This window comes from Mumia sp. Pv4-285 (genome assembly GCF_041320275.1).
Taxonomy (GTDB): domain Bacteria; phylum Actinomycetota; class Actinomycetes; order Propionibacteriales; family Nocardioidaceae; genus Mumia; species Mumia qirimensis.
Window position 1 is genome coordinate 775,141 of sequence record NZ_CP162023.1, and the last position, 23,805, is coordinate 798,945.

The window sequence follows — 23,805 nt, forward strand, 5'->3', positions numbered from 1 at the left end:
GAGGAAGGCGTACGGATGGCTGAGGGAGAGGTCGAGGTCAACGGCGGGGTCGTGGTGTACGAGTTCGTCGGTCCGGAGGACGGCGAGGTGGTGGTGCTGACGCCGGGTGGTCGGTTCGGCAAGGACTACGGCGGTGTCCATGAGCTGGCGGAGGCGTTGGCTGCGGGTGGCAAGCGGGTGCTGCTGTGGGATCGGCCGAACTGTGGTCGTTCGGACGTGCAGCTGTACGGGCGGTCGGAGTCGCACATGCGGGCGGAGACGCTCGGGTTGATGCTCGACGTGCTCGGGATCGAGAAGGTCGTCGCGGCCGGGGGATCGGGCGGTGCCCGGGACATGATCGTGTTCACGATGATGTATCCGCAGAAGGTCACGAAGCTGTTGACCTGGTGCATCGTCGGGGGCACGTTCTCCACGATGAGTCTGGCGGGTGTGTACGTGCTGCCGGAGCTTCGGGCGGTTCGTGCTGGGGGGATCGAGGCGGTGCTCTCGATTCCTGGTGCGGCGGGGAGCTGGGCGGATCTGTGCGAGGCGAACCCTCGGAACAAGGAGCGGCTGCTGGAGGTCGGGGCCGAGGAGTTCGAGCGGGTGATGGAGCGTTGGTTCGACGCGTACATCCCGAAGGCGAACGAGGCGATCCCGGGTGTGGCTGACTGGGAGTTCGCGCAGGTCAAGGTTCCGACGCTGATCGTGCGTGGGGGTGTGAAGGACTACGACCACCCGGCGCGGACGTCGCGGGAGGTGCTGTCGCTGATCGAGGGTGCGCGGCTGATCGAGCCGCCGTGGCCCGAGGACGCCTGGGAGCAGGCCGCGGCGGCCACCGGACAGGGCCGAGGCAGCCTGTTCGACTTCTGGCAGCTGGGCGCTCCCGAGTTCCTCGCCTTCATCGACGAGTGAGCGTCAACGAGTAGTCGACACCATCGAGGACGGGAGATGGAGATGCCCGACGCCGAGGTCGAGGTCAACGGCGGGGTCGTGGTGTACGAGTTCGTCGGTCCGGAGGACGGCGAGGTGGTGGTGCTGACGCCGGGTGGTCGGTTCGGCAAGGACTACGGCGGTGTCCATGAGCTGGCGGAGGCGTTGGCTGCGGGTGGCAAGCGGGTGCTGCTGTGGGATCGGCCGAACTGTGGTCGTTCGGACGTGCAGCTGTACGGGCGGTCGGAGTCGCACATGCGGGCGGAGACGCTCGGGTTGATGCTCGACGTGCTCGGGATCGAGAAGGTCGTCGCGGCCGGGGGATCGGGCGGTGCCCGGGACATGATCGTGTTCACGATGATGTATCCGCAGAAGGTCACGAAGCTGTTGACCTGGTGCATCGTCGGGGGCACGTTCTCCACGATGAGTCTGGCGGGTGTGTACGTGCTGCCGGAGCTTCGGGCGGTTCGTGCTGGGGGGATCGAGGCGGTGCTCTCGATTCCTGGTGCGGCGGGGAGCTGGGCGGATCTGTGCGAGGCGAACCCTCGGAACAAGGAGCGGCTGCTGGAGGTCGGGGCCGAGGAGTTCGAGCGGGTGATGGAGCGTTGGTTCGACGCGTACATCCCGAAGGCGAACGAGGCGATCCCGGGTGTGGCTGACTGGGAGTTCGCGCAGGTCAAGGTTCCGACGCTGATCGTGCGTGGGGGTGTGAAGGACTACGACCACCCGGCGCGGACGTCGCGGGAGGTGCTGTCGCTGATCGAGGGTGCGCGGCTGATCGAGCCGCCGTGGCCCGAGGACGCCTGGGAGCAGCGCGGCGTACGACGCCGCGACGGCGAGGACGTCGGCTTCGAGTTCTGGGTCGACGGCGCGCCGTCGTTCCTCGCCTTCATCGATGAGCAGACCATCGACGGGGAAACGGCGTGATCCGTACCCGAGACCGTCATCCCGTCCCGCCGTGGGCGACCATCGGCGTGCTCGCCGTGACGGGTGTCCTCGCGGCGCTGCAGGGGACGCTGCTGCTTCCGCTCGTGTCGCGGCTGCCGGAGATCTACGGGGTCGGGACGGTCGAGGCCTCGTGGATCATCACGGCGACGATGCTCGCCGGGGCACTGGCGACGCCGATCGTCTCCCGGCTCGCCGACATGTACGGCAAGCGGCGCCTCGTCCTCCTCGCGCTCGTCGTGCTCCTCGTCGGTTCGGTGATGCTCGCGCTCACCGAGGACTACGCCGTGGCGCTCGTCGGCCGCACGCTGCAGGGCGTGACCGCGTCGGTCCTCCCGGTCTCGATGAGCATCCTCAAGGACGTCCTTCCCCCCGAGCGCGTCGGCTCCGGGATCGCCCTGGTGAGCGCCACCCTCGGGATCGGTTCGGCCGTCGGGCTCCCGCTGGCGGGCCTGCTGTACGGCTCGCTCGGCTACAGCTCGCTTTTCTGGCTCGTCGCGGGGTTCGCCGGGCTGCTGGCGCTCGCCGCCTGGTGGCTCCTCCCTCGCGGAGCACCCGACGGCAGGAAAGAGCGGTTCGACGGGGTCGGCGCCGTCCTGCTGGCCATGGGACTGGTGCCGTTCCTGCTCGTCCTCTCCCAGGGGAACACCTGGGGATGGGCGAGCGCCACGACGCTCTCCCTCCTCGTCGCGGCCGTGGTCGCGGTCGCGGTGTGGGTTCCCTGGGAGCTGCGCAAGCACGAGCCGTTGATCGATCTGAGACTGACCGCTCGTCGCCCGGTCCTCCTGACGAACGTCGCCTCGGTGATCATCGCGCTCGGGCTCCTCTCGAACCTGCTGCTCGCCTCGCTGCAGTTCGGCAGCCCCGCCGAGATCGAGGCAGGGCTCGGCCTCACCGCCGGCCAGACCGGTCTGGCGATGGCGCTGCCCGCTGCCGTCTTCGTGGTCGCCGCCCCGCTGCTCGGTCTGCTGCTGCGCCGGTACGGCGGACGTCTCGTCCTGTTGTCGGGCTCGCTGACGATGGCGGTCGCGTACGCGCTGCGGGTGCTTCTGGACGACACCGTTGCGCATGTCGTGCTCGGTTCGGTGCTGATCGGCGCAGGCAGCACGCTCGCGATGGCGGCCATGCCGATGATCATCATGTCGGCCGTGCCGCGACGTCACACGGCGTCGGCGAACGGCGTCAACTCGCTGTGCCGGATGATCGGTACCTCGGCGTCCACCGCGGCGTTGGCCGCCCTGACGTCCGCGACCGCCGTCGTGGTCGGCGGTCACGAGTTCCCGACGCTCACCACCATCCACGTCACGTGCTGGGTGCTCGCCGGCGCAGGCGTCGTCGCGAGCGTCCTCGTGTGGTTCATCCCGCGCGACACCGCGAACGAGCTCCCAGATCAGAGGCTTGTGGGACGCGAGATCCCTGCAGCCTCGACATTCCCGCAGTACCGTCTAGCGGAGCAATAATTTGCTTCCCTGGCGCTCCGAGAACGACTGGCATTCCGAGAGAGAGTGAGGCCGAGATGAACGCACCACGTGGTCACCTGATCGACGCGAGCGTCCAGGTGTTCTTCAAGTCCGATGCTGACCTACGCACCTACCTGCGCGAGCCCTTCAAGAGCCGGGGCTATCCGCACGTGGACGTCGCCTGGTTCGCCCCGCCCGGCCCGAGGTACGTCGAGGGATCGGACAACCCCGACGGGACCCACCCCGGATCCGACCCCGAGCAGGTCGGCAAGGTGATCCTCGACGACCGAGGCTTCGACTTCGCGATCCTGCACCCGATGACCGCGGCATCGATCCTCCCCGACTGGCACCTCGGCACGGCCATCCTCTCCGCAACCAACCAGATGCTGGTCGAGCGGTGGCTGGAGTCCGACACCTACGCTGACCGGTTCCGCGGCACGATCCGGGTCAATCCGCGCGACATCGACGGCGCGGTCCGTGAGATCGAGCGTTGGAAGGGGCATCCGCGCATCGTGCAGATCGGGCTCCCGATGCAGACCGAGGAGCCGTACGGGCGGTCCCACTTCAAGCCGCTCTGGCGGGCCGCCTGCGACGCGAACCTCCCGGTCGCGGTCCACCTGGAGATGGGTGCGGGGATCACGCACCCTCCGACACCGTCGGGCATCACGCGTACGTACTCCCACCTCGCGGCGTACCAGCCGATGACCTTCGTCTGGCACCTCCTCAACATGATCGCGGAGGGGGTCTTCCAGGAGTTCCCCGATCTCAAGGTGGTGTGGACCGACGGGGCGGCCGACATGCTGACACCGTTCATCTGGCGGTTCGACACCTTCGGCCGACCGCACCTGGAGCAGACGCCGTGGTCGCCGAACATCCCCAGCTCGTACCTGCCCGACCACGTCTACTTCGTGAACGGACTGCTCGACGGTCCTGGTGACGCGGACTTCGCCGACGAGTGGCTCCGGATGACCGGCAAGGAGGACATGCTCCTCTTCGGCTCGAGCTACCCGAGCTGGCAGACCGTCGGTCCCGACGACCTCCCCAGAGCCTGGAGCGACGACCAGCGAGCAAAGGTGCTCGGTGGCAACGCGGCCACCCTCTACGGGCTCGATGCCGCCGTGCCGGCACCCGCCTGAATCGACCCACCAACGATCGGCCACTCCACGAGAGGAAGAGACAGATGACGATCGACACGACGAAAGAACGCAAGGTCGGCTCCGAGCAGGTGCAGGTTCGCGTGGTCGACAGCGATGTCCACCCGACTCCGCGCTACGGAGAGATCGACCAGTTCATCTCGGACAGCCTGCGCAAGCTGCTCGCGCAGCGCAGTGCGATGGCCGGCAATCCGGTGTACTACGACGCGCCCGACTACAACCACGCGTACGCGATGAGGACCGACTCGTTCCCCGACGACGGCAACTTCGCCGGGTCCGATCCCGACCTCACGTTCCGGCAGCTGATCATGGACGCCGGCTCTGACATCGCGATCCTCGGTCCTCTCCCGAACGGCGGGCAGACCGACGAGGAGGCACACGAGATCGCCTCCGCGTACAACAAGTGGCAGGACAAGTGCTGGCTCGACAGCGAGAACAACTGGCACCAGCGCTACCGCGGCTCGATCTGCGCCGCGATCGAGATGCCGGAGGCGGGCGCTCGTGAGATCGAGGAGTGGGTGGGACACCCGTACATGTCCCAGGTCCTCATCAGCGCCGAGATGCGTCCCTCCTGGGGGCACCCGAAGTACGACCCCATCTGGGAGGCTGCGACCCGCCACGACATCCCTGTCGCGTGCCACCTCGGGCGAGGCCAGCACAACGAGCTGCCGATGTCACCGGTCGGGTTCATGACGTACAACCACGACCTGATGGTCTCCTACTCGATGCTCGCCGCGAACCAGGTCATGAGCCTGATCTTCGACGGCGTGTTCGATCGCTTCCCGACGCTGAAGATCGTGTTCATCGAGCACGCGTTCAACTGGGTCCTGCCGCTGATGTGGCGGATGGACGCGATCTACGCGGCGCGTGGGCCGGAGAACGGTCTGAGGCGCAAGCCGTCCGACTACGTCAAGGACCACATCTGGTTCACGACCCAGCCCCTGGACTATCCGGAGGACAAGCTCGAGCTCACCCACGCGCTCGAGTGGATGGAGGCCGACAAGCTCCTGCTGTTCTCGTCGGACTACCCGCACTGGACGTTCGACGACCCGCAGTGGGTGGCCAAGCACATGCCCGAGCAGTGGCGGGACAAGATCATGTTCGAGAACTCGATCGAGCTCTTCAAGCTGCCGAGCACGGTTCCTGCTCTGCCCGGTCAGAAGAGGCCGTACTAGATGCGCGAGAGAGAGACGGTCAAGGCGCCTCTCGCCCGAGGGCGCGAGCACGTCGTCGCGACCGTGGACGAGATCGAGCCCGGCGCATCGAAGGTCGTCCCGATCGGGCGGTACGGCGTGGGCGTCTACAACGTGAACGGCAAGTTCTACGCGATCGCCAACTACTGCCCTCACGAGGGCGGACCGCTGTGCGGAGGTCGTACCCACGGCCAGACGGTCGTCGACACCGACCTGCCCGGTGGCGCCGCGGAGGTGAGGGACGGCGAGTTCATCTACTGCCCCTGGCACCAGTGGGGGTTCGAGCTCGCCACCGGGACGACCGCCGTCAAGCCGGAGTGGAGCATCCGGACGTACCCCGTCCGGATCGACGGCGACAACGTCATCGTGACGGCATGAGAGGACATCGATGAGCCTGACAGCAGACGACGCCGTCTCCATGGAGGTGGTCGCGTCCTACCCGAGCATCGAGCCGCGTCTCCTGACGGAGCTTGCCGAACGCGAGGATCTCGCCGCGTACCTCGCGACCGGGGGATACGCCGCGGTCGACGACGCCGACCGGCTGCTGGACGACGTCCTGCAGGCCGGCGTACGGGGCCGTGGCGGTGCGGCCTTCCCGATCAGCCAGAAGATCGCGACGGTACGCGCGAACGGCTCACCGGTCGTGGTTGCCAACGGAGAGGAGGGCGAGCCTGCCTCGGTCAAGGACCGGTGGCTGCTCCGGCACCGCCCGCACCTCGTCCTCGACGGGTTGCGGCTCGCCGGGACCATGACGGGCAGCGACACCCTCCACCTCTACGTCTCCGACCCGACCAGCGCCCTCAGCGTCGAGCTGGCGCTGGACGAGCTCGCCGGGAGCGGAGTCTGGGACGCGCGGGTCACGGTGACCGTCGTCGAGCCGTCGTACGTGGCCGGGGAGGAGACCGCTGCCGTCCAGGCGTTGAACGGTGGCCCGGCCCTCCCGACCGACAAGCCGCCACGCCCGTTCGAGGAGGGCGTCGGTGGTCGGCCGACCATGGTGAGCAACGTCGAGACGCTGGCGAACCTGCCGGTAGTCCAGCGCCTGGGGCCGAGCCTCTACCGCGAGGTCGGCACCGACACCTCGCCGGGCACCTTTCTGCTGACGCTCACCGGGTGCCGTTCGGCCGGCCTGTACGAGGTGCCGTTCGGCGAGACGCTGCGGTCGGTGCTGAGCTGGCTCGGGGAGGACGTCGGGTCGGTCGGCGGCTTCCTGATGGGCGGCTACTTCTCCGGGGTGGTCGGGCCGCAGGCGCTCGACGTCCCGCTCGACTACGACGCGATGAAGGCTGCCGCCAGCGGGCTCGGCTGTGGCGCGGTGTCGGTGATCTCGTCGACCCTCTGTCCGGTCGCGGTCTCCGCGGCGGTGATGGCGTACTTCGCACGCGAGAACGCGGGGCAGTGCGGGTCCTGCTTCAACGGAACGGCGGCGATGAGCGCGGTGCTCGGTGCGCTCGGTGACCACCGGGCGCAGGAGTCGGACGTGGAGCGCCTGCGCCACTGGTCGACTTTCCTCCGGGGGCGTGGAGCGTGCGGGACGCTGGACGGCGCGACGAACGTCGCCGCGAGCCTGCTGCGCGAGTTCCCGGACCTCGTCTCCGCGCACCTCGACGACGGCTGCAGCACCTGCGCCGCCGTCGCCGACCGACTGTCCGATCCGCCGTTCGCCGTGGCCCTGCCCACGGCGAGCTGAGCACCGAGAGGAGACACCTGAGGTGAAGATCAAGCTCGACCGAACACTGTGCGACGGTTTCGGCCTCTGTGCCGCCCACGCCCCGGAGACGTTCTCCCTCGACGAGTGGGGCTACGTCTCGCTCGCCGGGACCGGGGAGGTGGCGCCGGAGGACGAGGAGGGCGTGCGGCGCGCCCTGCTCGACTGCCCCGTCCACGCGATCCTGACGCTGCCGTCCCCGCAGCCGGCGATCGCCAGCTCGTAGCACGACACCTTGGCGAGAGGAGCCAGCACTGATGAATAGCGCGATCATGGTAGTCAGGACGAACCCGGTCGACGGGCGCGAGAACGAGTTCAACACGTGGTACTCCGACCAGCATGTGCCGGAGATCCTGTCGGTCCCTGGATTCGTCGGGGCACGGCGCTACGTGGCACTCGACGAGCCGGCGGCCGGCTCGGGAGACAGCGACTTCCGGTACCTCGCGATCTACGAGATCGAGGGACCGGTCCCCGAGGCGCTCGCTGCCCTCGGCGCTGCCGGCATCACCCCCGGTCCCGCGATGGACGAACGGACGTCGATCGCCTTCTACTCGTCTTTCCCACCGGCGACGCCGTGACAGGGAGCGAGCAATGACCGACGGCCTCGTCACGTACTCCCGGACGTCGCTCACGGCAGAGCACCTGGAACGCAGCGATCGGGCCCACGCGGCCCTGACGGACGCGGTGCGGGCCCTGTGCGACGCACAGCTGCGGACGGAGGTCGACCTCGACGAGGTGGATCGCGCCACGTCGGCCGTCGAGGCGGTGACTGCGCGCCTGCTCCAGACGGCGCGCGACGGGTCGTTCGGGATCGAGCTCGGTCACGACGGGGGCGCACGCGAGCACGGCAACGCCGTCCTCGGTCTGCGGAACCCGCTGGCCGTCGCGATCGGCGAGCACGCCATGGTCTGGGACGAGAGGGGAGCCACGGCCACGCTCGAGCTGGGCGCCGTCTACGAGGGCCCGCCCGGGTGCGTGCACGGCGGGGTCATCGCCCTCGTCCTCGACCAGCTGTTCACCGAGGCGGCCGCTGCTGTGGGCAAGCTCGGCATGACGGCGAGGCTGACGGTGAGCTACCGGCGCCCGACGCCGCTCGGCAGGGTCACGGTCGACGCGTGGCTCGAGGAGCTCGACGGGCTCAAACGGGTCATGCGGGCGACGTGCCGAGACGCCGAGGGCACTGTCACCGCTGAGGCCGAGGCGCTGCTCATCCTGCCCCGCTGGCTCGAGAGCTCTGACGCGATCTGGCCGAAGCGCCCGCCGCTGGCGGCGTCGCCGAGTGGACGAGATTCGGCTATTCCCAAGTAACTAGTTGGTCGGTATAGTCCCCGCAGGCAGCCACCGCACAGGAGGAGCGCGCATGGACTCGACCGGACTCTGCATCGGCGTCGACGTCGGTGGAACCTTCACCGACGTCGTCCTCGGAGACGGGGCCACCGTCTGGCGAGCCAAGGCCGCGACGACACCGCACGACCTGGGTGAGGGAGTTCTGGCCGCGTGCCGGCTCGTCGCCGAGCGCGTGGGCTCGACGCTCGAGGCTCTGCTGCCTCGTGTCGACCGGTTCGGTCTCGGCACGACGGCGGTGACGAACGCGATCGCCTCTCGCGCGGGTCGCCGGGTGGGCCTGATCACGACCGCGGGCTTCGAGGACCTGATGCCGATCGCGCGGGCGATGCGCATCCCCTCCGACGGCTGGCTCCTCCCGCCCCCTGCGCTGGTGAGCCCCGCCAACATCGTCGGAGTGACGGAGCGGGTCGACCGGTACGGATCGGTCCTGAAGGAGCTCGACCCCGCCGAGCTCGGCGCCGCCGGTCGACACCTCGTGGACGACCTCGGTGTCGAGGCGGTCGTCGTCTCGTTCCTCTGGGCGCCCGCCAACGACAAGAACGAGCGTCTCGCTGTCGATCTGCTGCGCCGCAGCCATCCCGGACTCGCCGTCGTGTCGGCGGCGGAGCTCCTCCCGATCGTGCGCGAGTTCGAGCGCACCCAGTTCGCGCTCCTCAACGCCTACACCTCCGGCGCCCTGACCGGGGTCGAACGTCTCGTGTCCACGCTCATGGATCACGGCCTGCGGCACCCCCCGCTGCTGGTCCACTCCGGTGGCGGCTCGGTGTCGGTCCACGAGGCGGGTGTTGCTCCCGCGATCCTCGCCGAGTCGGGCCCCGCGGCTGGTGTCGTCGCCGCGTTGGAGGTGTGCCGTGCTGCCGGGGTGACGGAGGCCGTCAGCGGTGACATGGGAGGAACGTCGTACGACGTCTCCTTCATCTCCGGCGGCGAGCCCGCGCGGCGTACCCGAGGGAACCTCATGGGGTTCTGGACGGCGATGCCCATGATCGACATCGACTCGGTCGGCGCAGGCGGCGGGTCCATCGCCTGGGTCGACTCGGTGGGGATGCTTCAGGTGGGACCGCAGTCGGCCGGGGCCGATCCCGGTCCGATCTGCTACGGGCGCGGTGGGGAGGCCGTCACGGTCACCGACGCGCTCGTGGTCCTCGGATTCGTCGATCCGAACCACTTCCTCGGTGGCGGGATGGCGCTGGACGCCGAGCGTGCGCGTCAGGCCTGCGCCGAGCTCGGCGAGCGCCTCGGCTCGAATGCCCGTGACGTGGCGTGGGGAGTCTGGGAGATCGCCCGGGCGAACATGGTGCGGGCGCTGCGAGCGCGCTTCGCCGAGCGCGGAGCGGACCCTCGCGCGTTCACGCTCGTGAGCATGGGCGGCTGCGGCGGTCTGGCGAACGCCGAGATCGCGTCGGCGCTCGGGATCCGCCGCGTCCTCGTCCCCGAGCTCGCCTCGGTGCTGTCGGCGTTCGGAGCGTCCACCTCGGACGTACGACGCGAGCGGAGCCGCTCGGTGACGAGCACGGTCCCCGCTCCGCAGGGTCCGCTCGACGACGTCCTCGCGGACCTCGTGCGGGGCGTACGCGACGACCTCGCCGCGGACGGCATCGACGGGGGCGCCACCGAGATCGTGATCTCGGCGGATCTCCGCTTCAGCCGGCAGAAGTTCGAGCACGAGCTCGTCTGGCAGGGCGGCATGGACGCCGACAACCAGGAGCGCCAGGCAGCGCGGTTCCGGGCGGAGTACGAGTCGCGCTACGGCCAGGGTGCCCTCGTGAGCGGGGCACCCGTCGAGGTCGTCACCCTGCGCGCGACCGGCATCGGGCGCACGGTCCGGGCGACGCTCGTGCCAGACCCTCGGCGCGCGACCGAAGAGGCCGAGCCCCGTCGGCAGCGGGACGTGCAGATGGTGCAGGGTGCCGCTCCCGCCGCGACCGACGTGTACGACAGGAGCGACCTGCTCCCCGGACACCGGCTGTCCGGCCCGGTGGTGATCGACTCCGACGACACCACGACCTGGGTGCCGGAAGGCTTCAGCGCCCGCCTCGACGAGTTCCGCACCATCGTGATGGAGGACGACCGCTCATGACCACGATCTCCGAGCTCCCGCACCTGGACGGTGTCGAGCTGCAGGTGCTCCGCTCGCGGCTGCAGGCCGTCGCCGACGAAGGCGCGATCGCGATCGAGCGGACCGCGATCAGCCCGGTGATCGCCGAGTGCCGCGACTACTCGTGCACCATCCTCGACGCCGACGGCGCGTTGATGGTCGCCGGCGGAGCGGTGACGCACCACTTCGGCGTCTGCGGCCCCGCCGTGCGGGTCACGCTCGAGACGCACGGGTCGTCGATCACCGACGGCGACGTGTTCTTCTCGAACGACCCCTTCAACGGTGGCGGGCTGCACTCCCAGGACGTCCTGGTCCAGGTCCCCGTGTTCGTCGACGGCGCCGTCGTCGCCTGGGTGGTCAACTCCGGCCACCTCATGGACATGGGCGGCATGGTCTTCGGGAGCTGGACCCCGGAGGCGACCGACTGCTTCCAGGAGAGCCTGCGGATGCCGCCGGTGCGGCTCTTCCGGGCCGGCGAGGAGCAGCGGGACGTCTGGCAGATCCTGCGGACGAACGTCCGGGTGCCCGATCTGGTCGAGATGGACCTGCGGAGCCTGGTCGCGGGGTGCATGGTCGCCAAGAACAAGCTGGCCGAGATCGCGCGCGACCGCGGCCCCGCGTGGTTCGAGACCGGCGTGGCACAGCTGCGTGACCTGGCTCGTGTCCAGATGCGACGCAGGATCGGTCAGCTCGCCGACGGCACCTACCGCACGAGTGCCTGGGCCGAGTGGGGCGAGGACCTGTACGAGCTGCCGTGCGAGGTCACCGTGACCGGTGAGGAGCTCCTCGTGGACTTCACCGGGGCGCCCGCGCAGACGCAGCACTACTTCAACACCACGCCGCACATCGTCGCGGCCGGGGTCGTCGGTGACATCTCGGACATCCTCGTGAGTGAGCTGCCGCTGAACGAGGGGATGTTCGACCCTGTCACGCTCGTCTGCCCGCCCGGCTCCGTCGTCGACAGCGCGCCTCCCGCGCCGATCGCGTCGGCCCACTGCGACGTGGCCATGAATGCCAGCAGCGCGGCCACCGAGTGCGTCATGCTCGCCATCGCGGCTTCGCCCGAGTCGGAGGCGCGCCCGTTCCAGACGGGCCCGATCGCCCACACCGCGATGGGCATCCAGACCTGGGCCTACACGACGCCGGATGGAATGCCCGACGGCTGGATGATGCTCGACGGAGCGATGGGTGGCGCGTCGGGGAGCCACGACCGTGACGGGACGGACCTGTGGACCTTCATGGTGACGCGCAAGCCCATCATGGAGGCGATCGACGTCGAGATGCTCGAGCTGCTCTATCCGGTCATCGCCGACTTCAAGCGGATCCGCCGCGGCCGCTTCGGCGCCGGCGCCTATCGCGGCGGAGGTGGGTGCCACATGCAGATCCGCCCGCACCGCACCCCAGTCATCCAGGGACAGTTCATCGGTATCCGCGAGCGCATGCCCATCAACGGGGCCGCCGGAGGCTCGCCCGGTGCGGTGAACCACATGGTCAAGCACTGCGCGGACGGGTCCCAGGAGGTGCTGCCCGCCAAGTGCAGCGACGTCGTGGTGACCGACGACGAGGCGATCGAGTTCGCGATCGCCTCCGGCGGCGGCTACGGAGATCCCCTCTCGCGCGACCCGGAAGCCGTCGTCGCGGACCTCGTCACCGGCCGTGTGTCGGTCGACGACGCCGAGGCGGTCTACGGCGTCGCGGTCAGCGACGGTGGGCTCGATCTCGACGCGACCCTCGCACTGCGGGAGACGCTGCTCGGTCGGCGTCTCACCGAGGCAGCGCCTGCGGCCCGCCCGCAGAGCTCCCCGGCACGCGCGTCGGACCTCGACGAGCCGGCACTCCCGTTGTACGCAGGGGTGGAGCAGCGCGGCGCGACGGCGGTGGCCACCGAGAGCGGCGCCGTCCTCGCCCACGCTCCCGACCTATGGCTCGACGGCTGCCTGGTGCTCGACGAGGAGATCGTCCCTGGCATCGTCGAGCGGAGCTATCTCGACCCGGTCGACGGTCGGCGGCTCTACGCCGAGGCCATCCCGCCGTCGCGCGGTGCCACCTTCAGCAGCCTGCCGCGGCGGTGGACCCGGCTCGCGGACGGCTGACAACGCGACTCCGACGGTGACGGCCCGCGTCGACGACGTGGGCCGTCACGCGCCGGTTCGCACCGAGAGCTGCTCGCGGGCGAGGCTGGTCCACACGTCGCAGGTGCGGAGGAACAAGAGCGGGTCTGCGTCGCTGTTGCCGGCTCCATCGCCGAACCGCACGGCCGTGCGCAGCGTCAGGCAGGCGAGTCTCCAGCTGGCCAGCGCGCGGTAGAGGAACAGGTCGCTGACGTCAGCGCCGGTCTCGCCCACGTAGGTGTCGACCACCTCGTCGGCGCTGATCGATCCGGGCGCCGCGGTCGGCACGCGGGTGCCGAGCATCGCCTCGATAGGGGGATCCCAGAAGACGAGCAGCGTCCCGAGGTCGGCGAGCGGCTCCCCTCGGGTGACGAGCTCCCAGTCCAAGATGGCGCGGATGGTCCCGTCCGTGGCGGTGATCGTGTTGCCGAGCCGGTAGTCGCCGTGCACCAGACGGCCGGCGGTGTCGACCGGGAGACGTCGTGCCAGGTCGTCGCCGACGGCCCGCAGGCCAGGGATGCGACGGCTGACCTCCGGTGCGGCGGCCTCGGCGAGGGTGTCCAGGATGGAGTGCCAGCGGCGGATCTGCCGACCGTTGTAGTTCTCCTTCGGGCCGAGATCTCCGAGCCCGACAGCCTCTGGGTCGACATCGTGCAGCGCCGCCAGCGCCTCCACGAGATTCGTCGTCGCTACTCGGAGGGCCTCCGGGGTCAGCGCCGCCTGCGCCTGAGCGGCTTCGGTGAGCACGAGACCGTCGACGAAGTCGGTGACGTGGCACGGACCGAGCGGATCGTCGGACGTACCCGTGGCCCGGACCCGGGGTACGGGCACGTCCGACTCCCACAGCGCCGCCATCGTGCGTGACTCGCGGAACGGGTCATGGGCGCCGCCACTGCTCTGCCCGGATGGGGGTTGCCGGAGGACCCACGTGTTTCCGGCGGTGTCGGTCATCAGCGATGTCAGCATGCTGTAGCCGCCGGTGATGGCCACCAGATGGAACGGCGGGACCGCCTCGGGCAGTGCCCGCGCGAGCCAGTCCTGCGCCTCGGGCGTGACGGACCGGGGCGCATGCGTGGACGTCGTCATCGAGAGTCCGTCGCGGTGCGCATACCGATCGGGAGTCCGTCGACCATCTGGTCGAGGATCTCGACGATGCCGGTGCCGCGTCGACCGTCGCTGGTGAGGAACTCGTACGGCGCGTAGCCGATGCGGGTGTCCAGGACGGTGCCGTCGTCGTCCGTGCGGCTGTGGCGCAGGGGCGCGAAGGTCGCCGGCTCCTTCGCCGTCGCCGTGAGGGTCAGCGGGCCGTCGTCGGTCTGCAGGGCGCAGACGACACGCTCGCCGAAGCCGTCCGGTGTCCACGTGACGGTGACGTTCTCGAACTCGGCCGCACTCAACACACCGTCGCGGACGACCGCAGCCTCGCGCGTCACCTCGCCGTCGCGGCGTGCGACGTACAGGACCATGATCGCGGAGCCGTCGTCGAGGCTGGCCGTGATCCACCGGTACCAGAGCGGACCGGCCCAGTCGCGCGGTCCCCATGAGTGGTCGCGCAGACCGGCGCCGTCGAGCGAGTGGGACGCGCCGTCCACGGTGATCTCACCGCTGACCGTGATGAACTGCTCGAAGTGCCCGAGCGCCATGGTCGACTCCACGACGTTCGCGGGGTCGTCGCCGTTGGTGCCGAAGGACCGCCCGTCACCCTCGACGGTCAGGTCGATCGTCACCTGGCGCCGAGGCGCCTTCTTGAACGCGTCCGACGGGGTGCTGAGGACGCGGGGATCGGCGAACGAGGCGAGGGTGCCCTCGTAGCGGAGGCGCTGCTTCTCCAGCGGCACGACGATCTCGATGTGCAGACCCCCAGCGCTGAGCTGGTCGGGGGAGACCTCGCGGGTCCGCCGGTAGTCGAACAGGGTCTCGCCGGGCAGGAACAGCAGGATCCCCGCCTGCGCCGACGGCTGGTTCGGCTGCATGGCGACCCGGACCCACCCGGTGATCCCGGCCTCGCTCGACGAGAAGTTGTAGTAGGTGCTCTCGTTGTACGCCGGGTCGTCGTCGGGGCGATGACGGAACTCGTGCTCCGGGGCTATCGTCTCCACGAGCATGTCCATGCCGACCTCCAAAGCCAACTGATTGGTTGGTAACATAGGAAAGTCGTCGGACGCTGTCAAGCCAGCGCCGGCGGTACGACCCAAGGGTGAACCGAGTTGGAGGCGTGATGGCGAAGCGACGTGAGTGGGCAGATGTGGTCGTCGAGACGGTGGCCCCGGACGTGCACCGCATCCCGGTGGAGATGCCTGGCGACGCCCTCGAGGCGACCAACGTCTACGCGATCGTCGGGGCCAGATCGGTGGGGCTCGTCGACGCCGGGTGGTTCGCGGGCGACGCGATGGGCGACCTCGAGCGCGGGCTGGGCGCCGTCGGCGCCTCGCTCGGCGACGTCAGCACGATCGCCGTCACGCACGTCCACCCCGACCACTACACGCTCGCCGTCGAGCTCATGCGGAGCCGAGGGTGCCGCGTGCTCCTCGGCGCCGGTGAGCGGGCCTCGCTCGACGCGATCCAGGACGGCACCCACGGCAGGCGGGCGTTCGTCTCGTCGCTGACCCGCAGCGGCGTCCCGATGTCGATGGTCGAGCCGTTCCTGCATCCGCAGTCGGGGTCGGAGAAGTACGCCGAGCCGACCGACTGGCTCCACGACGGTGACAAGGTCGAGCTCGGCGACCTGACCGTCGAGGCCCTCGCGACCCCCGGGCACACCCGCGGCCACGTGTGCTTCGCCAGCGACGACATCGGCGTGCTTTTCACCGGTGACCACATCCTTCCCCGCATCACCCCGTCGATCGGGTTCGAGGTCACCGACGAGCGGCACATGTCCCTCTCGGACTACCTCGCCTCGCTCCGCCTCGTGAAGGAGCGCGCCGACGCGAGGATGCTGCCGGCGCACGGCGCCGTGGGGCCGAGCGTCCACGCTCGGGTCGACGAGCTGCTCCACCACCACGACGTCAGGCTGGCGCAGTGCGGCGACGCGGTGGGGGCGGGGGCGCGAACGGCGTTCGACGTGGCGAAGCGGATCCCCTGGACCAAGCGCGAGCGCGCCCTCAGCGATCTCGGGCCGATGGACCAGCTGATGGCGGTCCAGGAGACTCGTGCTCACCTCGAGGTGCTCGACCTCGAGGGACGCGTCCTGAGCGTGAGAGGCGACGACGTCGACGAGTACGCGCTGGCTTGACGCGGCCGCCGCCGGACGCGACCGATGGCGGGTGAGGGGCTCCCTCACCCGCCATCGGCCCGGTCAGACTCGTTCCAGAACGGTGGCGTTGGCCATGCCCCCGCCCTCGCACATGCTCTGCAGCCCGTACTGGATGTCGTTGTCCACCATGGAGTGGACGAGGCGGGTCATCAGCGCAGCACCCGAGCCTCCGAGGGGGTGTCCCACCGAGATCGCGCCGCCGAGGGGGTTCAGCCGCTCTGGATCCGCTTGCGTCTCGGCCAACCACGCCAGCGGGACGGACGCGAAGGCCTCGTTGATCTCGTAGGCTCCGATGTCGCCGATCGAGAGCCCGGCGCGCGCGAGGGCCTTCGCCGTTGCGGGGATCGGAGCGGTGAGCATGATGGTCGGGTCGTCGCCCGCCACGGCGAGGCTGCGGAGCCGGACCAGGGGGCGAAGCCCCAGCTCCTTGGCCTTCTCGCTCGTCGTGATCAGAAGCGCGCCGGCACCGTCGGAGATCTGCGAGGAGTTGCCCGCGTGGATCACGCCGTCTTCCTTGAACGCGGGCCTCAGCGAGCTCAGCACCTCGAGCGACGTGTCGGGCCTCACGCCTTGGTCCGTGGTGAGCCCTGTCCCTGGCACCAGGGCGTACTGAGAATCGAACGCACCGCTCTGGATGGCCGCGACCGAGCGTTCGTGGGAGCGGAGGGCGTACTCGTCGAGCTGCGCGCGAGACAAGCCCCACTTCTCCGCGACCATCTCGGCGCCGATCCCCTGGTCGGGGGTCTGCGGATAGCGCGCCGCGAACATCGGTCCGTACGGTCTCCCGTACTCCTCGACCGACGTGGCGCCCAGCGGCACGATCGACATGCTCTCGACCCCACCGGCGACGACGACGTCGGCCTGCCCTGAGACCACCGCTGCTGCGGCGAAGTGCACAGCCTGCTGAGACGATCCGCACTGCCGATCGACCGTCGTCCCAGGAACGGTCTCTGGCCAGCCTGCGGCCAGGACGGCGAGCCTGCCGACGTTCAAGGCCTGCGCCCCTACCTGTTGGACGCAGCCCCAGACGACATCGTCCACGGCCGCGGGGTCCAGTCCGACGCGGTCGACCAGCGCACGGAGCGTGTGCGCCGAGAGGTCGACCGGGTGGACATCGGCGTACGCGCCGTTCCGCTTGCCGATCGGCGTGCGGACAGCGCCGACGATCACCGCATCTCTCATGGTTGTGGACTACCTTCTCTGAAGTCGGTGAGCCGAACCGTCTCTCGGCCGGTCACGCTGGGTTGTGGTCGTACGTGGGAACGGTCCAGTCCTCGGCCTTGCGCTGGTCGCCTTCGAGGGTGGCGCCGTCGCGGTAGGGCTTGTCGAGGTAGAACTGCTTCGACCAACGGCGGAACCGCGAGTAGTAGATCTCCTCCCCACCGGCGTACGGAGGATGCTCGATGTACTTCTGGTTCTCCCAGATCGCGAAGTCGCGACGGATCTGAGCGTCCTGGAAGCGCAGCATCTGCTCCGCTCGACCCGTCGGCGGGTCGTCCATCTTGCTCCCGGGCTCGCGCGACACCGCCATGGTGCAGAAGATCTGCGAGTGCTCCTTGTCGACGGGGGTCGTCGCGGTCATCTGGGCGGTGATGAAGTCGTCGATGTGGAAGCGGGCGAGAGACAGGCCGAGCCCCCAGGCTTCGGTCTCGGTCTCGCCGTCCACGGGTCCGTCGGGCGTCAGCCACGACGCCTGCTTGCCGTACCCGAACCAGTAGCCCATGCGGGTGTGCAGGTACTCGCCCTGCTCCTCCCAGAGTCGCGGCCGACCGGGTTGCCCCGTGCCATGGACGAGCGGGAAGTGGAAGTAGTCGGGAGTGTTCTCGATCGGCATCTGCGTGATGATCTTGCGCACGCCGACGTGGTCGGCGCCGTACGGGTAGATCGGGTAGAAGTTCTCCTGATCACCGAACTCTGGGACGCCCGGGTACTCCCAGAACGGTGGGCGCCCGTGCCCGTCGTACCAGGCGATCAGCAACCCCTGCACCTCGGCGGTGTGCCACCGGTCCAGCGACACCTTCCGCGTCGCGTTCGGCGCGTAGGGGATCTCCTTGAGCGACCCGTCCGTGTTCCACAGCCAGCCGTGGAACGGGCACTCGATGCAGTTGCCCTTGACCCGTCCGCCGTGCCCGAGATGTGCGCCGAGGTGGGCGCAGTAGGCATCGAGCAGCGACACCTCGCCGTCGTCCGATCGGAAGAGGACGAGGTCCTGGTCGAAGAACTTGACCGGACGCACGTCTCCCGGCGCGAGCTCGGCCGAGTATCCGATCTGGTACCACCCCGTAGGAAATACGTCGTACGGCCAATCCTTCATCGCTGTCTCCGAACTCGTTGAACCCAACTGTCTGGTTAGTTGGTTATAGTGGGCCAGAGTAGCGACAGAGTCAAACCTGCACCGGCGGTCGGCACACGATGTGCGTCGCCGGCGACGTTGAGGAGGAGCCCAGATTGGCTACCGCAGAGACGGACGACAGGTCGACCGCCCGTACGGTCGAGCTGGTCCTGATGGACGACGTGTCCGGGGCGCTTCTCACGATCGTCGTGTCCCGAGGCGTCAGAGTGTCGTTGGACCGAGCCCTGCTGTTCCTGGCCGACGGCGTCACGCTCTGGTTCAACGCCGGCTTCGGGGACGCGGGTCACCGCCCCGACCTGAGCTGGACGACCGAGGGCCGCGCTCAGCGTGTCCGTGTCTCCGCGCACACGTCGGAGGACCTCGAGCCGGCCGAGCACCTGGCGGAGGACAGCGAGTCCGCGGCGTTCCGGGTGCCGCTCACGCTGGATCTCGTGCTGGAGCCCCTCTCCTTGCCCGTCCCGCGACAACGCCCCTTCACCGACGGTGGGCTGCAGGGTTCGCAGGTCTTCAGGGCTTCTGGCACCGTCGCGGCGGGCAGCGTGATCTACCGGGTCGAAGGGCAGGCATGGGTGGGCGAGAGGAGTCTCGGCGCCCACCACGACGACGACGGCGCCAGGCTCCAGGCGGCGTTCCAGGACGGTTCGTCGCTGCTCGCCACTGCGCCACAGACGCCGGACGGTGTCGGGCCCGCCGCGTTGCAGCGGCACACGGCCACGGAGTCGATGACGGTGTCGACGTTCCGCATCGACGGCCCCGCGCGTCGAGTGCCGCTGCGGATGATCTGTCAGCTCGACGGGGACCCAGGGGTCACGGTGCTCGGTAGCTACCGCAGCCTCGACCAGCATGTCGCGTTCGTCCAGGAGCGCGAGGGCGACGAGGGCTGGGTCCGACGCGCGTACACGCCGTTCGACGTCGCGTACTCCGGCATCACCGGATTCGGGGTCCTCGAACAGGTCGAGCACGTCTCGTCGCCCGATGCGCCGCCGGTCGTGGGCACAGGCATCCCGGAGACCTTCTGAGCCGGCGACGGCGATCAGCCGTCAGGTCGCGGTCGAGGTGACCTGAGCAGACGGTAGGTGTGCCCGGTCGCGAGGAAGCGTCATGGCCAGCACGCTCGCGCAGAGCATCGTCACCGCCAGCACCACGAAGCCGACGGTGTATCCGGACTCCCGCGGCACGCCGTCAGCCCGCAGACCGGCGGTGACGACGGTCGCCATCAACGCCGCCCCGACCGCGCCTCCGATGTTGCGGACGTTGAAGTTCACGGCGCTCGCGACGGCGGTCCGCCCCGCGTCCACGGCCACCACGACGACGGTCGAGAGGGCGGCCAGGTTGATGCCCAGCGCGAAGCCGTATGCCGTGAGCGTCAGGGCGATCTCCCACGTCTGCGAGCGTGCGGCGACGAGGGTCAGCAGGGCGAGCGACATGACGAGGCTTGCACCGGTCACCACGCGGCGCGGACCGAACCGGCGGGTCAGGCGCGCCGCGACGATGCCGCCGAGAAACACGCAGACTGCCATCGGGGCGAGGACGAGGCCCGACTCGGACACCGTTGCTCCCAGGCCGTAGCCCGTCCCTCGTGGTGTCTGCAGGAGCTGCGGCACGTACGAGTACACGCCGAACATGGCGAGGCCGAGGAGGAAGGAGACGACGTTGGCCGAACGCACGTCGGGAAGCCGCAGCATGTCGAGGTCGATGACGGGATGCTCCGCGCGCCGCTCCAGCCGGATCCAGAGTGCGCCGAACACGACTGAAGTCGCGTAGAGCCCGAGCGTGCGCGGAGCGAGCCACCCCCACGCGGTCCCTTGGGTCGTCGCGAGCAGGAACGCCGCGACGCCGATGCTGAGGAACGGCGCCGGGAGCCACGACAGGGAGCCGGAACCGCTCGGCGAGCGGGGGACCGCGACCGCGGCTACGACGGCGGTGATCGCCGTCAGCGTCATGGGGGCGAGGAACAAGGCGCGATAGCCGAGCAGCTCGACGAGCGGACCCGCGAGAACCAGTCCCACGCTGGCGCCGATCCCGCCCAGGGCGGCGAGCGTGCCGACGGCGGCGGACGTGCGCTCGGCACTGAACTCGTCGCGGACGATGCCGAGCGAGAGCGGCATCACTCCCCCGCCCACGCCCTGCAGGACCCTGGCCGCGATCATCACCTCGAGGGACGGTGCGTACGCGGCGACGAGCGAGGCGATGGACAGGACCGCGAGGACGGCGACGAGGACCTGCTTCTTGCCGTACACGTCTCCGACGCGACCGATGAGCGGCGTCGCGACGGCTGCGGAGAGCAGGTATGCGCTGACCACCCAGGAGACGCTGCGGGCGTCGGCGCCGAGCGCGTGCTGGATCGCCGGAAGAACCGGGATGACCATGGCTTGCAGCAGGGCGAACGCCGTGACCGCCGCCATCAGGACCGCGTAGGTCGTGAGCCGGCGCAGGCGGTCGCTCACAGCCGTACCTTCCGGTTGTCCCAGCTCACGGGCTCGCGGTCGGGCGATATGCGAAGGATGACGGTCTCGGCGTACGCACCGGAGACCCTGGCAGGCAGCGGTGGAGGGAGCAGGTCGGCGAAGCGTTCGTTCAAGACCTCTTCGATCCTTGCCGCGAGGGCGGGATCCTCCACGATCTCGGCGTGCCCGCCGATGAGGACGCCGCGGAGCTCACGCCATGCGACGCCCGCATGGACGAGCAGCGAGACCCGAGAATTCTTCTCGATGTGCCGGAGCCGCTTCGACGAGCGCGGCGTGCGTACGTAGGGGACGTCGTCGACGACGACGTACCAGACGGGGAGGGGAACCGGGGCGCCTGTGGGTGTCGTCGTGGCGAGGACTCCTTCGCCGTGTGTGCCGACGAGCGCAGCCCGTTCTTCTGGGTCGAGGGTGATTCCCATCGGTGTGCTCCTTGGAGAGAGAGGGACTCCCTTGAGAGTCGACGAACGCGCGAACGGGACTGCTCCGCTCGGAGCAGCCCCGCTCGTCCGGGTTCGGGTGGGACCGGTCAGCCGCCCGACGGAACGACCAGGCCGTTCTCCGTCGGTGAGTACGGGACGAAGACGAAGTCCTCCTCGGTGACGTTCGGGAAGTGGTTCTCGGGAGAGAAGCCCACCGGCATCACGTAGTTGGGCATGTCCTCCGGGGTCGCCTTCTCCAGGGCCGCCGTCATCTTCTCGGGATCGAAGCTCCCGGCGAGCTCGGCGGCGTAAGCGGCGAGCATGACGTCGTCATAGGCGACGAGGTAGGTGTTGATCGGGAACGGGAGCGTTCCTCCGGCCTCCTTCTTCACCGCCTCGTAGAACTTCTGGAAGGCCTCGGACTCGGTCTGCGGCGTGCCCTTGACGTTGGCCGCCAGCTGCTGGAACTCGATGCCCTCCAGCGCGGCAGGCTCGGCGATCGAGTCGAGGTTGTTCGCGGAGAAGGTCTGCGCGGAGATGGTCGGGATGTCGGTGCCCAGCTTGGCGCGTGCCGCGACGACCGCCGTGGCGCCCGGGAAGTAGCCCGCGAGCACGAGAGCGTCAGGGTCGTCGGCGAGGACCTGCTGCATCTGGGGGGTGGCATCCACCGCGCTCGGGGAGACCGCTGAGAAGGTCGCGTCGATGCCCGCCTCCTCGAGCGCTGGCTTGGCCACCGCTTGGAACGCCTGGCCGGAGGCGTCGTCCGAGTTCAGCACGCCGACGCTCGCGTAGCCGTCCTCCTTCAGCTTGGCGACGAAGCTCGCGACGTAGTCGGGAATGGTGTGAGCGTTGCCGAAGACGAGTGGATACTCCTTCGGATCGTTGAAGGTGTCGGCGGTGAAGTGCTGCGACGTGAACACCTTCGCGTTGTCGAGGATCGGGATTCCGGCCGGGATCTCCGACGCGCTGCCCGGCAGGACCGCGTGAGGCAGTCCGCCGGCGAGGAGCTCCTGCAGCTTGGCCGCCAGCTGGTCGGGGCTGCCGCCGCTGTCGGTGATGTTCAGCTCCAGCGGCTCGCCGAGAACACCTCCGTCGGCGTTGATGACGGAGACCGCCGCCTTGTTGCCGATCGACATCGCCTCACCGACAGGGGCGACTGGCCCGCTGAGGGCCTGAAAGCTCTCGATCACCATCGGGCCCTCGGCATCGGAGGACGAGTCCGAACCCCCGGGATCGGAGCTGGCGCAGCCGCTCACGACCAGCAGCGCGGAGGCGAGTGTGCCGAACAGCGCAGTGCGTTCCAACCTCATTTTGCAGATCCTTTCCCGCGAAGCACGTGACCATATAACCTCTATATGATTCAGATGTGACCATAACCACAGCGCTCGACGAGCGTCAAGGGAAGTTCACGAGTTCGGATCCTAATCATTTAGTTGATTTGGAGTGACCGACGTCATATGGTTCGGGGAACCGGCGAACCCGCTGGCCACGCTGACCTCCGTATGACAGGGGTGCACTCATGACCGTCGTTTGGGCTGGGTTGTCGGTCGGTGCGGTCTACGCACTCATCGCGATCGGCTACAACATCACGATGACGTTCGGTGGGACGTTCAACTTCGCCCACGGCGCGCTCGTCGTCCTCGCGGGCTTCTTCACCTGGTTCGTCATGGTCGAGCAGGGCATGCCCTGGTGGGCAGCGGCGCTGTGCGGCGCGGTCCTCGGGGCGCTGGTGGCGGTGGTGGAGGAGCTGGTCGCGATCAGGCCGGTCATCACCAAGGACTCGCACGCGCTGCTGGTGACGACAGTCGGTGCGCTCGTCGTGATCGAAGGCGTCCTGATGGCGACCTGGGGTGACGAGCCGCGGTCCGTTCCCTTCTTCGGTGGGCAGGAGTCGTTCACCCTCCTCGGCGGACGGATCTCACCGGTCGACGTCTGGCTCATCGTCATGGCGGTCGGCGTCGGCGTGGGGTTCCATCTCTTCGCCCGACGAAGCCTGTGGGGTCTGGCTGCTCGTGGCGCCACCAGCGATCCGGACGCGGCCAAGGTGCGGGGGATCAACGTTGCGGCGTTGCGCACCGGGTCGTTCGCCCTCGCTGGCGCATTGGCCGGCCTCCTTGGCCCCGTGCTCGTACCGAAGACCGGTGCGAGCGTCGGGATCACCATCACCTTGACCGTGTTCGGGTTCGTCGCCTTGGCAGTCGGCGGGTTCGGCAGCTTTCTGGGTTCGATCGTCGGCGGGATGGTCATCGGACTCGTCCAGGCGTTCGGAAACCGCTACCTGGGTGTCGAGTACCCGCCGCTGCTGCTCTTCGGGCTGCTCCTGCTCATCCTGCTTCTCAAACCCAGCGGCCTCTTCGGTCAACGCGGCGTCAGGACGGTGTGAC

At 69.2% G+C, this 23,805-nt stretch carries 22 protein-coding genes; 15 read left to right on the forward strand and 7 right to left on the reverse strand.

Annotated elements, in window-relative coordinates; genetic code table 11:
• Positions 1-15: 15 nt before the first annotated feature.
• From AB3M34_RS03680 to AB3M34_RS03735, 12 genes are read left to right on the forward strand one after another with little or no spacing between them, the layout of a single operon-like run.
• Positions 16-894: an alpha/beta fold hydrolase gene (locus AB3M34_RS03680; protein WP_370617730.1), complete on the forward strand. Its 879-nt coding sequence runs from the start codon at positions 16-18 to the stop codon at positions 892-894.
• Between the two features lie 36 nt (positions 895-930).
• Positions 931-1,839: an alpha/beta fold hydrolase gene (locus AB3M34_RS03685; RefSeq protein WP_370617731.1), complete on the forward strand. Its 909-nt coding sequence runs from the start codon at positions 931-933 to the stop codon at positions 1,837-1,839.
• The gene (locus AB3M34_RS03690) at positions 1,836-3,317 is read left to right on the forward strand and encodes an MFS transporter (RefSeq protein ID WP_370617732.1); all 1,482 of its coding nucleotides are present in this window, start codon (positions 1,836-1,838) and stop codon (positions 3,315-3,317) included. The genes AB3M34_RS03685 and AB3M34_RS03690 overlap by 4 nt, the downstream gene beginning before the upstream one ends.
• A 56-nt stretch (positions 3,318-3,373) precedes the next feature.
• Positions 3,374-4,453, forward strand: coding sequence for an amidohydrolase family protein (locus tag AB3M34_RS03695; RefSeq protein WP_370617733.1), 1,080 nt, complete (start codon positions 3,374-3,376; stop codon positions 4,451-4,453).
• Positions 4,454-4,497: 44 nt separating this feature from the next.
• Positions 4,498-5,646 (forward strand): amidohydrolase family protein, encoded by a 1,149-nt coding sequence (locus tag AB3M34_RS03700; protein ID WP_370617734.1) that lies wholly within the window; start codon positions 4,498-4,500, stop codon positions 5,644-5,646.
• The gene (locus tag AB3M34_RS03705; RefSeq protein WP_370617735.1) at positions 5,647-6,042 is read left to right on the forward strand and encodes a Rieske (2Fe-2S) protein; all 396 of its coding nucleotides are present in this window, start codon (positions 5,647-5,649) and stop codon (positions 6,040-6,042) included.
• 10 nt (positions 6,043-6,052) lie between these two features.
• The gene (locus tag AB3M34_RS03710) at positions 6,053-7,354 is read left to right on the forward strand and encodes an NADH-ubiquinone oxidoreductase-F iron-sulfur binding region domain-containing protein (RefSeq protein ID WP_370617736.1); all 1,302 of its coding nucleotides are present in this window, start codon (positions 6,053-6,055) and stop codon (positions 7,352-7,354) included.
• A 22-nt stretch (positions 7,355-7,376) separates the two neighbouring features.
• Positions 7,377-7,598 (forward strand): ferredoxin, encoded by a 222-nt coding sequence (locus tag AB3M34_RS03715; RefSeq protein ID WP_370617737.1) that lies wholly within the window; start codon positions 7,377-7,379, stop codon positions 7,596-7,598.
• A gap of 46 nt (positions 7,599-7,644) precedes the next feature.
• Positions 7,645-7,950 (forward strand): hypothetical protein, encoded by a 306-nt coding sequence (locus tag AB3M34_RS03720; protein ID WP_370617738.1) that lies wholly within the window; start codon positions 7,645-7,647, stop codon positions 7,948-7,950.
• A gap of 13 nt (positions 7,951-7,963) precedes the next feature.
• Positions 7,964-8,680 carry a PaaI family thioesterase gene (locus AB3M34_RS03725; RefSeq protein WP_370617739.1) on the forward strand — a complete coding sequence of 239 codons (717 nt, stop codon included), beginning with the start codon at positions 7,964-7,966 and terminating at the stop codon, positions 8,678-8,680.
• A gap of 52 nt (positions 8,681-8,732) precedes the next feature.
• The gene (locus AB3M34_RS03730; protein ID WP_370617740.1) at positions 8,733-10,799 is read left to right on the forward strand and encodes a hydantoinase/oxoprolinase family protein; all 2,067 of its coding nucleotides are present in this window, start codon (positions 8,733-8,735) and stop codon (positions 10,797-10,799) included.
• Entirely contained in the window at positions 10,796-12,910 is a 2,115-nt protein-coding gene (locus AB3M34_RS03735) for a hydantoinase B/oxoprolinase family protein (RefSeq protein WP_370617741.1), read from the forward strand. The genes AB3M34_RS03730 and AB3M34_RS03735 overlap by 4 nt, the downstream gene beginning before the upstream one ends.
• Positions 12,911-12,955: 45 nt before the next feature.
• On the opposite strand, the gene AB3M34_RS03740 is transcribed toward AB3M34_RS03735, so the two are convergent.
• Positions 12,956-14,014, reverse strand: a complete 1,059-nt coding sequence (locus tag AB3M34_RS03740; RefSeq protein ID WP_370617742.1) for a phosphotransferase family protein — start codon at positions 14,012-14,014, stop codon at positions 12,956-12,958.
• The gene (locus tag AB3M34_RS03745; protein ID WP_370617743.1) at positions 14,011-15,039 is read right to left on the reverse strand and encodes a DUF7065 domain-containing protein; all 1,029 of its coding nucleotides are present in this window, start codon (positions 15,037-15,039) and stop codon (positions 14,011-14,013) included. Before AB3M34_RS03745 ends, AB3M34_RS03740 begins: the two co-directional genes overlap by 4 nt.
• A 107-nt stretch (positions 15,040-15,146) precedes the next feature.
• On the opposite strand from AB3M34_RS03745, the gene AB3M34_RS03750 reads away from it, so the two are divergent.
• The gene (locus AB3M34_RS03750; protein ID WP_370617744.1) at positions 15,147-16,160 is read left to right on the forward strand and encodes an MBL fold metallo-hydrolase; all 1,014 of its coding nucleotides are present in this window, start codon (positions 15,147-15,149) and stop codon (positions 16,158-16,160) included.
• A gap of 63 nt (positions 16,161-16,223) precedes the next feature.
• Here AB3M34_RS03750 and AB3M34_RS03755 read toward each other — a convergent pair whose 3' ends face one another.
• Together AB3M34_RS03755 and AB3M34_RS03760 are read right to left on the reverse strand one after the other, a co-directional pair.
• Positions 16,224-17,363 (reverse strand): thiolase family protein, encoded by a 1,140-nt coding sequence (locus AB3M34_RS03755; protein ID WP_370617745.1) that lies wholly within the window; start codon positions 17,361-17,363, stop codon positions 16,224-16,226.
• Between the two features lie 52 nt (positions 17,364-17,415).
• Positions 17,416-18,495 (reverse strand): Rieske 2Fe-2S domain-containing protein, encoded by a 1,080-nt coding sequence (locus tag AB3M34_RS03760; RefSeq protein WP_370617746.1) that lies wholly within the window; start codon positions 18,493-18,495, stop codon positions 17,416-17,418.
• 134 nt (positions 18,496-18,629) lie between these two features.
• On the opposite strand from AB3M34_RS03760, the gene AB3M34_RS03765 reads away from it, so the two are divergent.
• Positions 18,630-19,553 (forward strand): hypothetical protein, encoded by a 924-nt coding sequence (locus AB3M34_RS03765; RefSeq protein WP_370617747.1) that lies wholly within the window; start codon positions 18,630-18,632, stop codon positions 19,551-19,553.
• A 21-nt stretch (positions 19,554-19,574) separates the two neighbouring features.
• On the opposite strand, the gene AB3M34_RS03770 is transcribed toward AB3M34_RS03765, so the two are convergent.
• The 3 genes from AB3M34_RS03770 to AB3M34_RS03780 all read right to left on the reverse strand — a co-directional run bounded on the left by AB3M34_RS03770 (position 19,575) and on the right by AB3M34_RS03780 (position 22,731).
• Positions 19,575-20,981 (reverse strand): MFS transporter, encoded by a 1,407-nt coding sequence (locus AB3M34_RS03770; protein ID WP_370617748.1) that lies wholly within the window; start codon positions 20,979-20,981, stop codon positions 19,575-19,577.
• Positions 20,978-21,421 (reverse strand): pyridoxamine 5'-phosphate oxidase family protein, encoded by a 444-nt coding sequence (locus tag AB3M34_RS03775; protein WP_370617749.1) that lies wholly within the window; start codon positions 21,419-21,421, stop codon positions 20,978-20,980. Before AB3M34_RS03775 ends, AB3M34_RS03770 begins: the two co-directional genes overlap by 4 nt.
• Before the next feature lie 107 nt (positions 21,422-21,528).
• Entirely contained in the window at positions 21,529-22,731 is a 1,203-nt protein-coding gene (locus tag AB3M34_RS03780) for an ABC transporter substrate-binding protein (protein WP_370617750.1), read from the reverse strand.
• A gap of 209 nt (positions 22,732-22,940) precedes the next feature.
• Here AB3M34_RS03780 and AB3M34_RS03785 point away from each other — a divergent pair, with 209 nt between their 5' ends.
• Positions 22,941-23,804 carry a branched-chain amino acid ABC transporter permease gene (locus AB3M34_RS03785; protein ID WP_370617751.1) on the forward strand — a complete coding sequence of 288 codons (864 nt, stop codon included), beginning with the start codon at positions 22,941-22,943 and terminating at the stop codon, positions 23,802-23,804.
• Position 23,805: the final 1 nt, after the last annotated feature.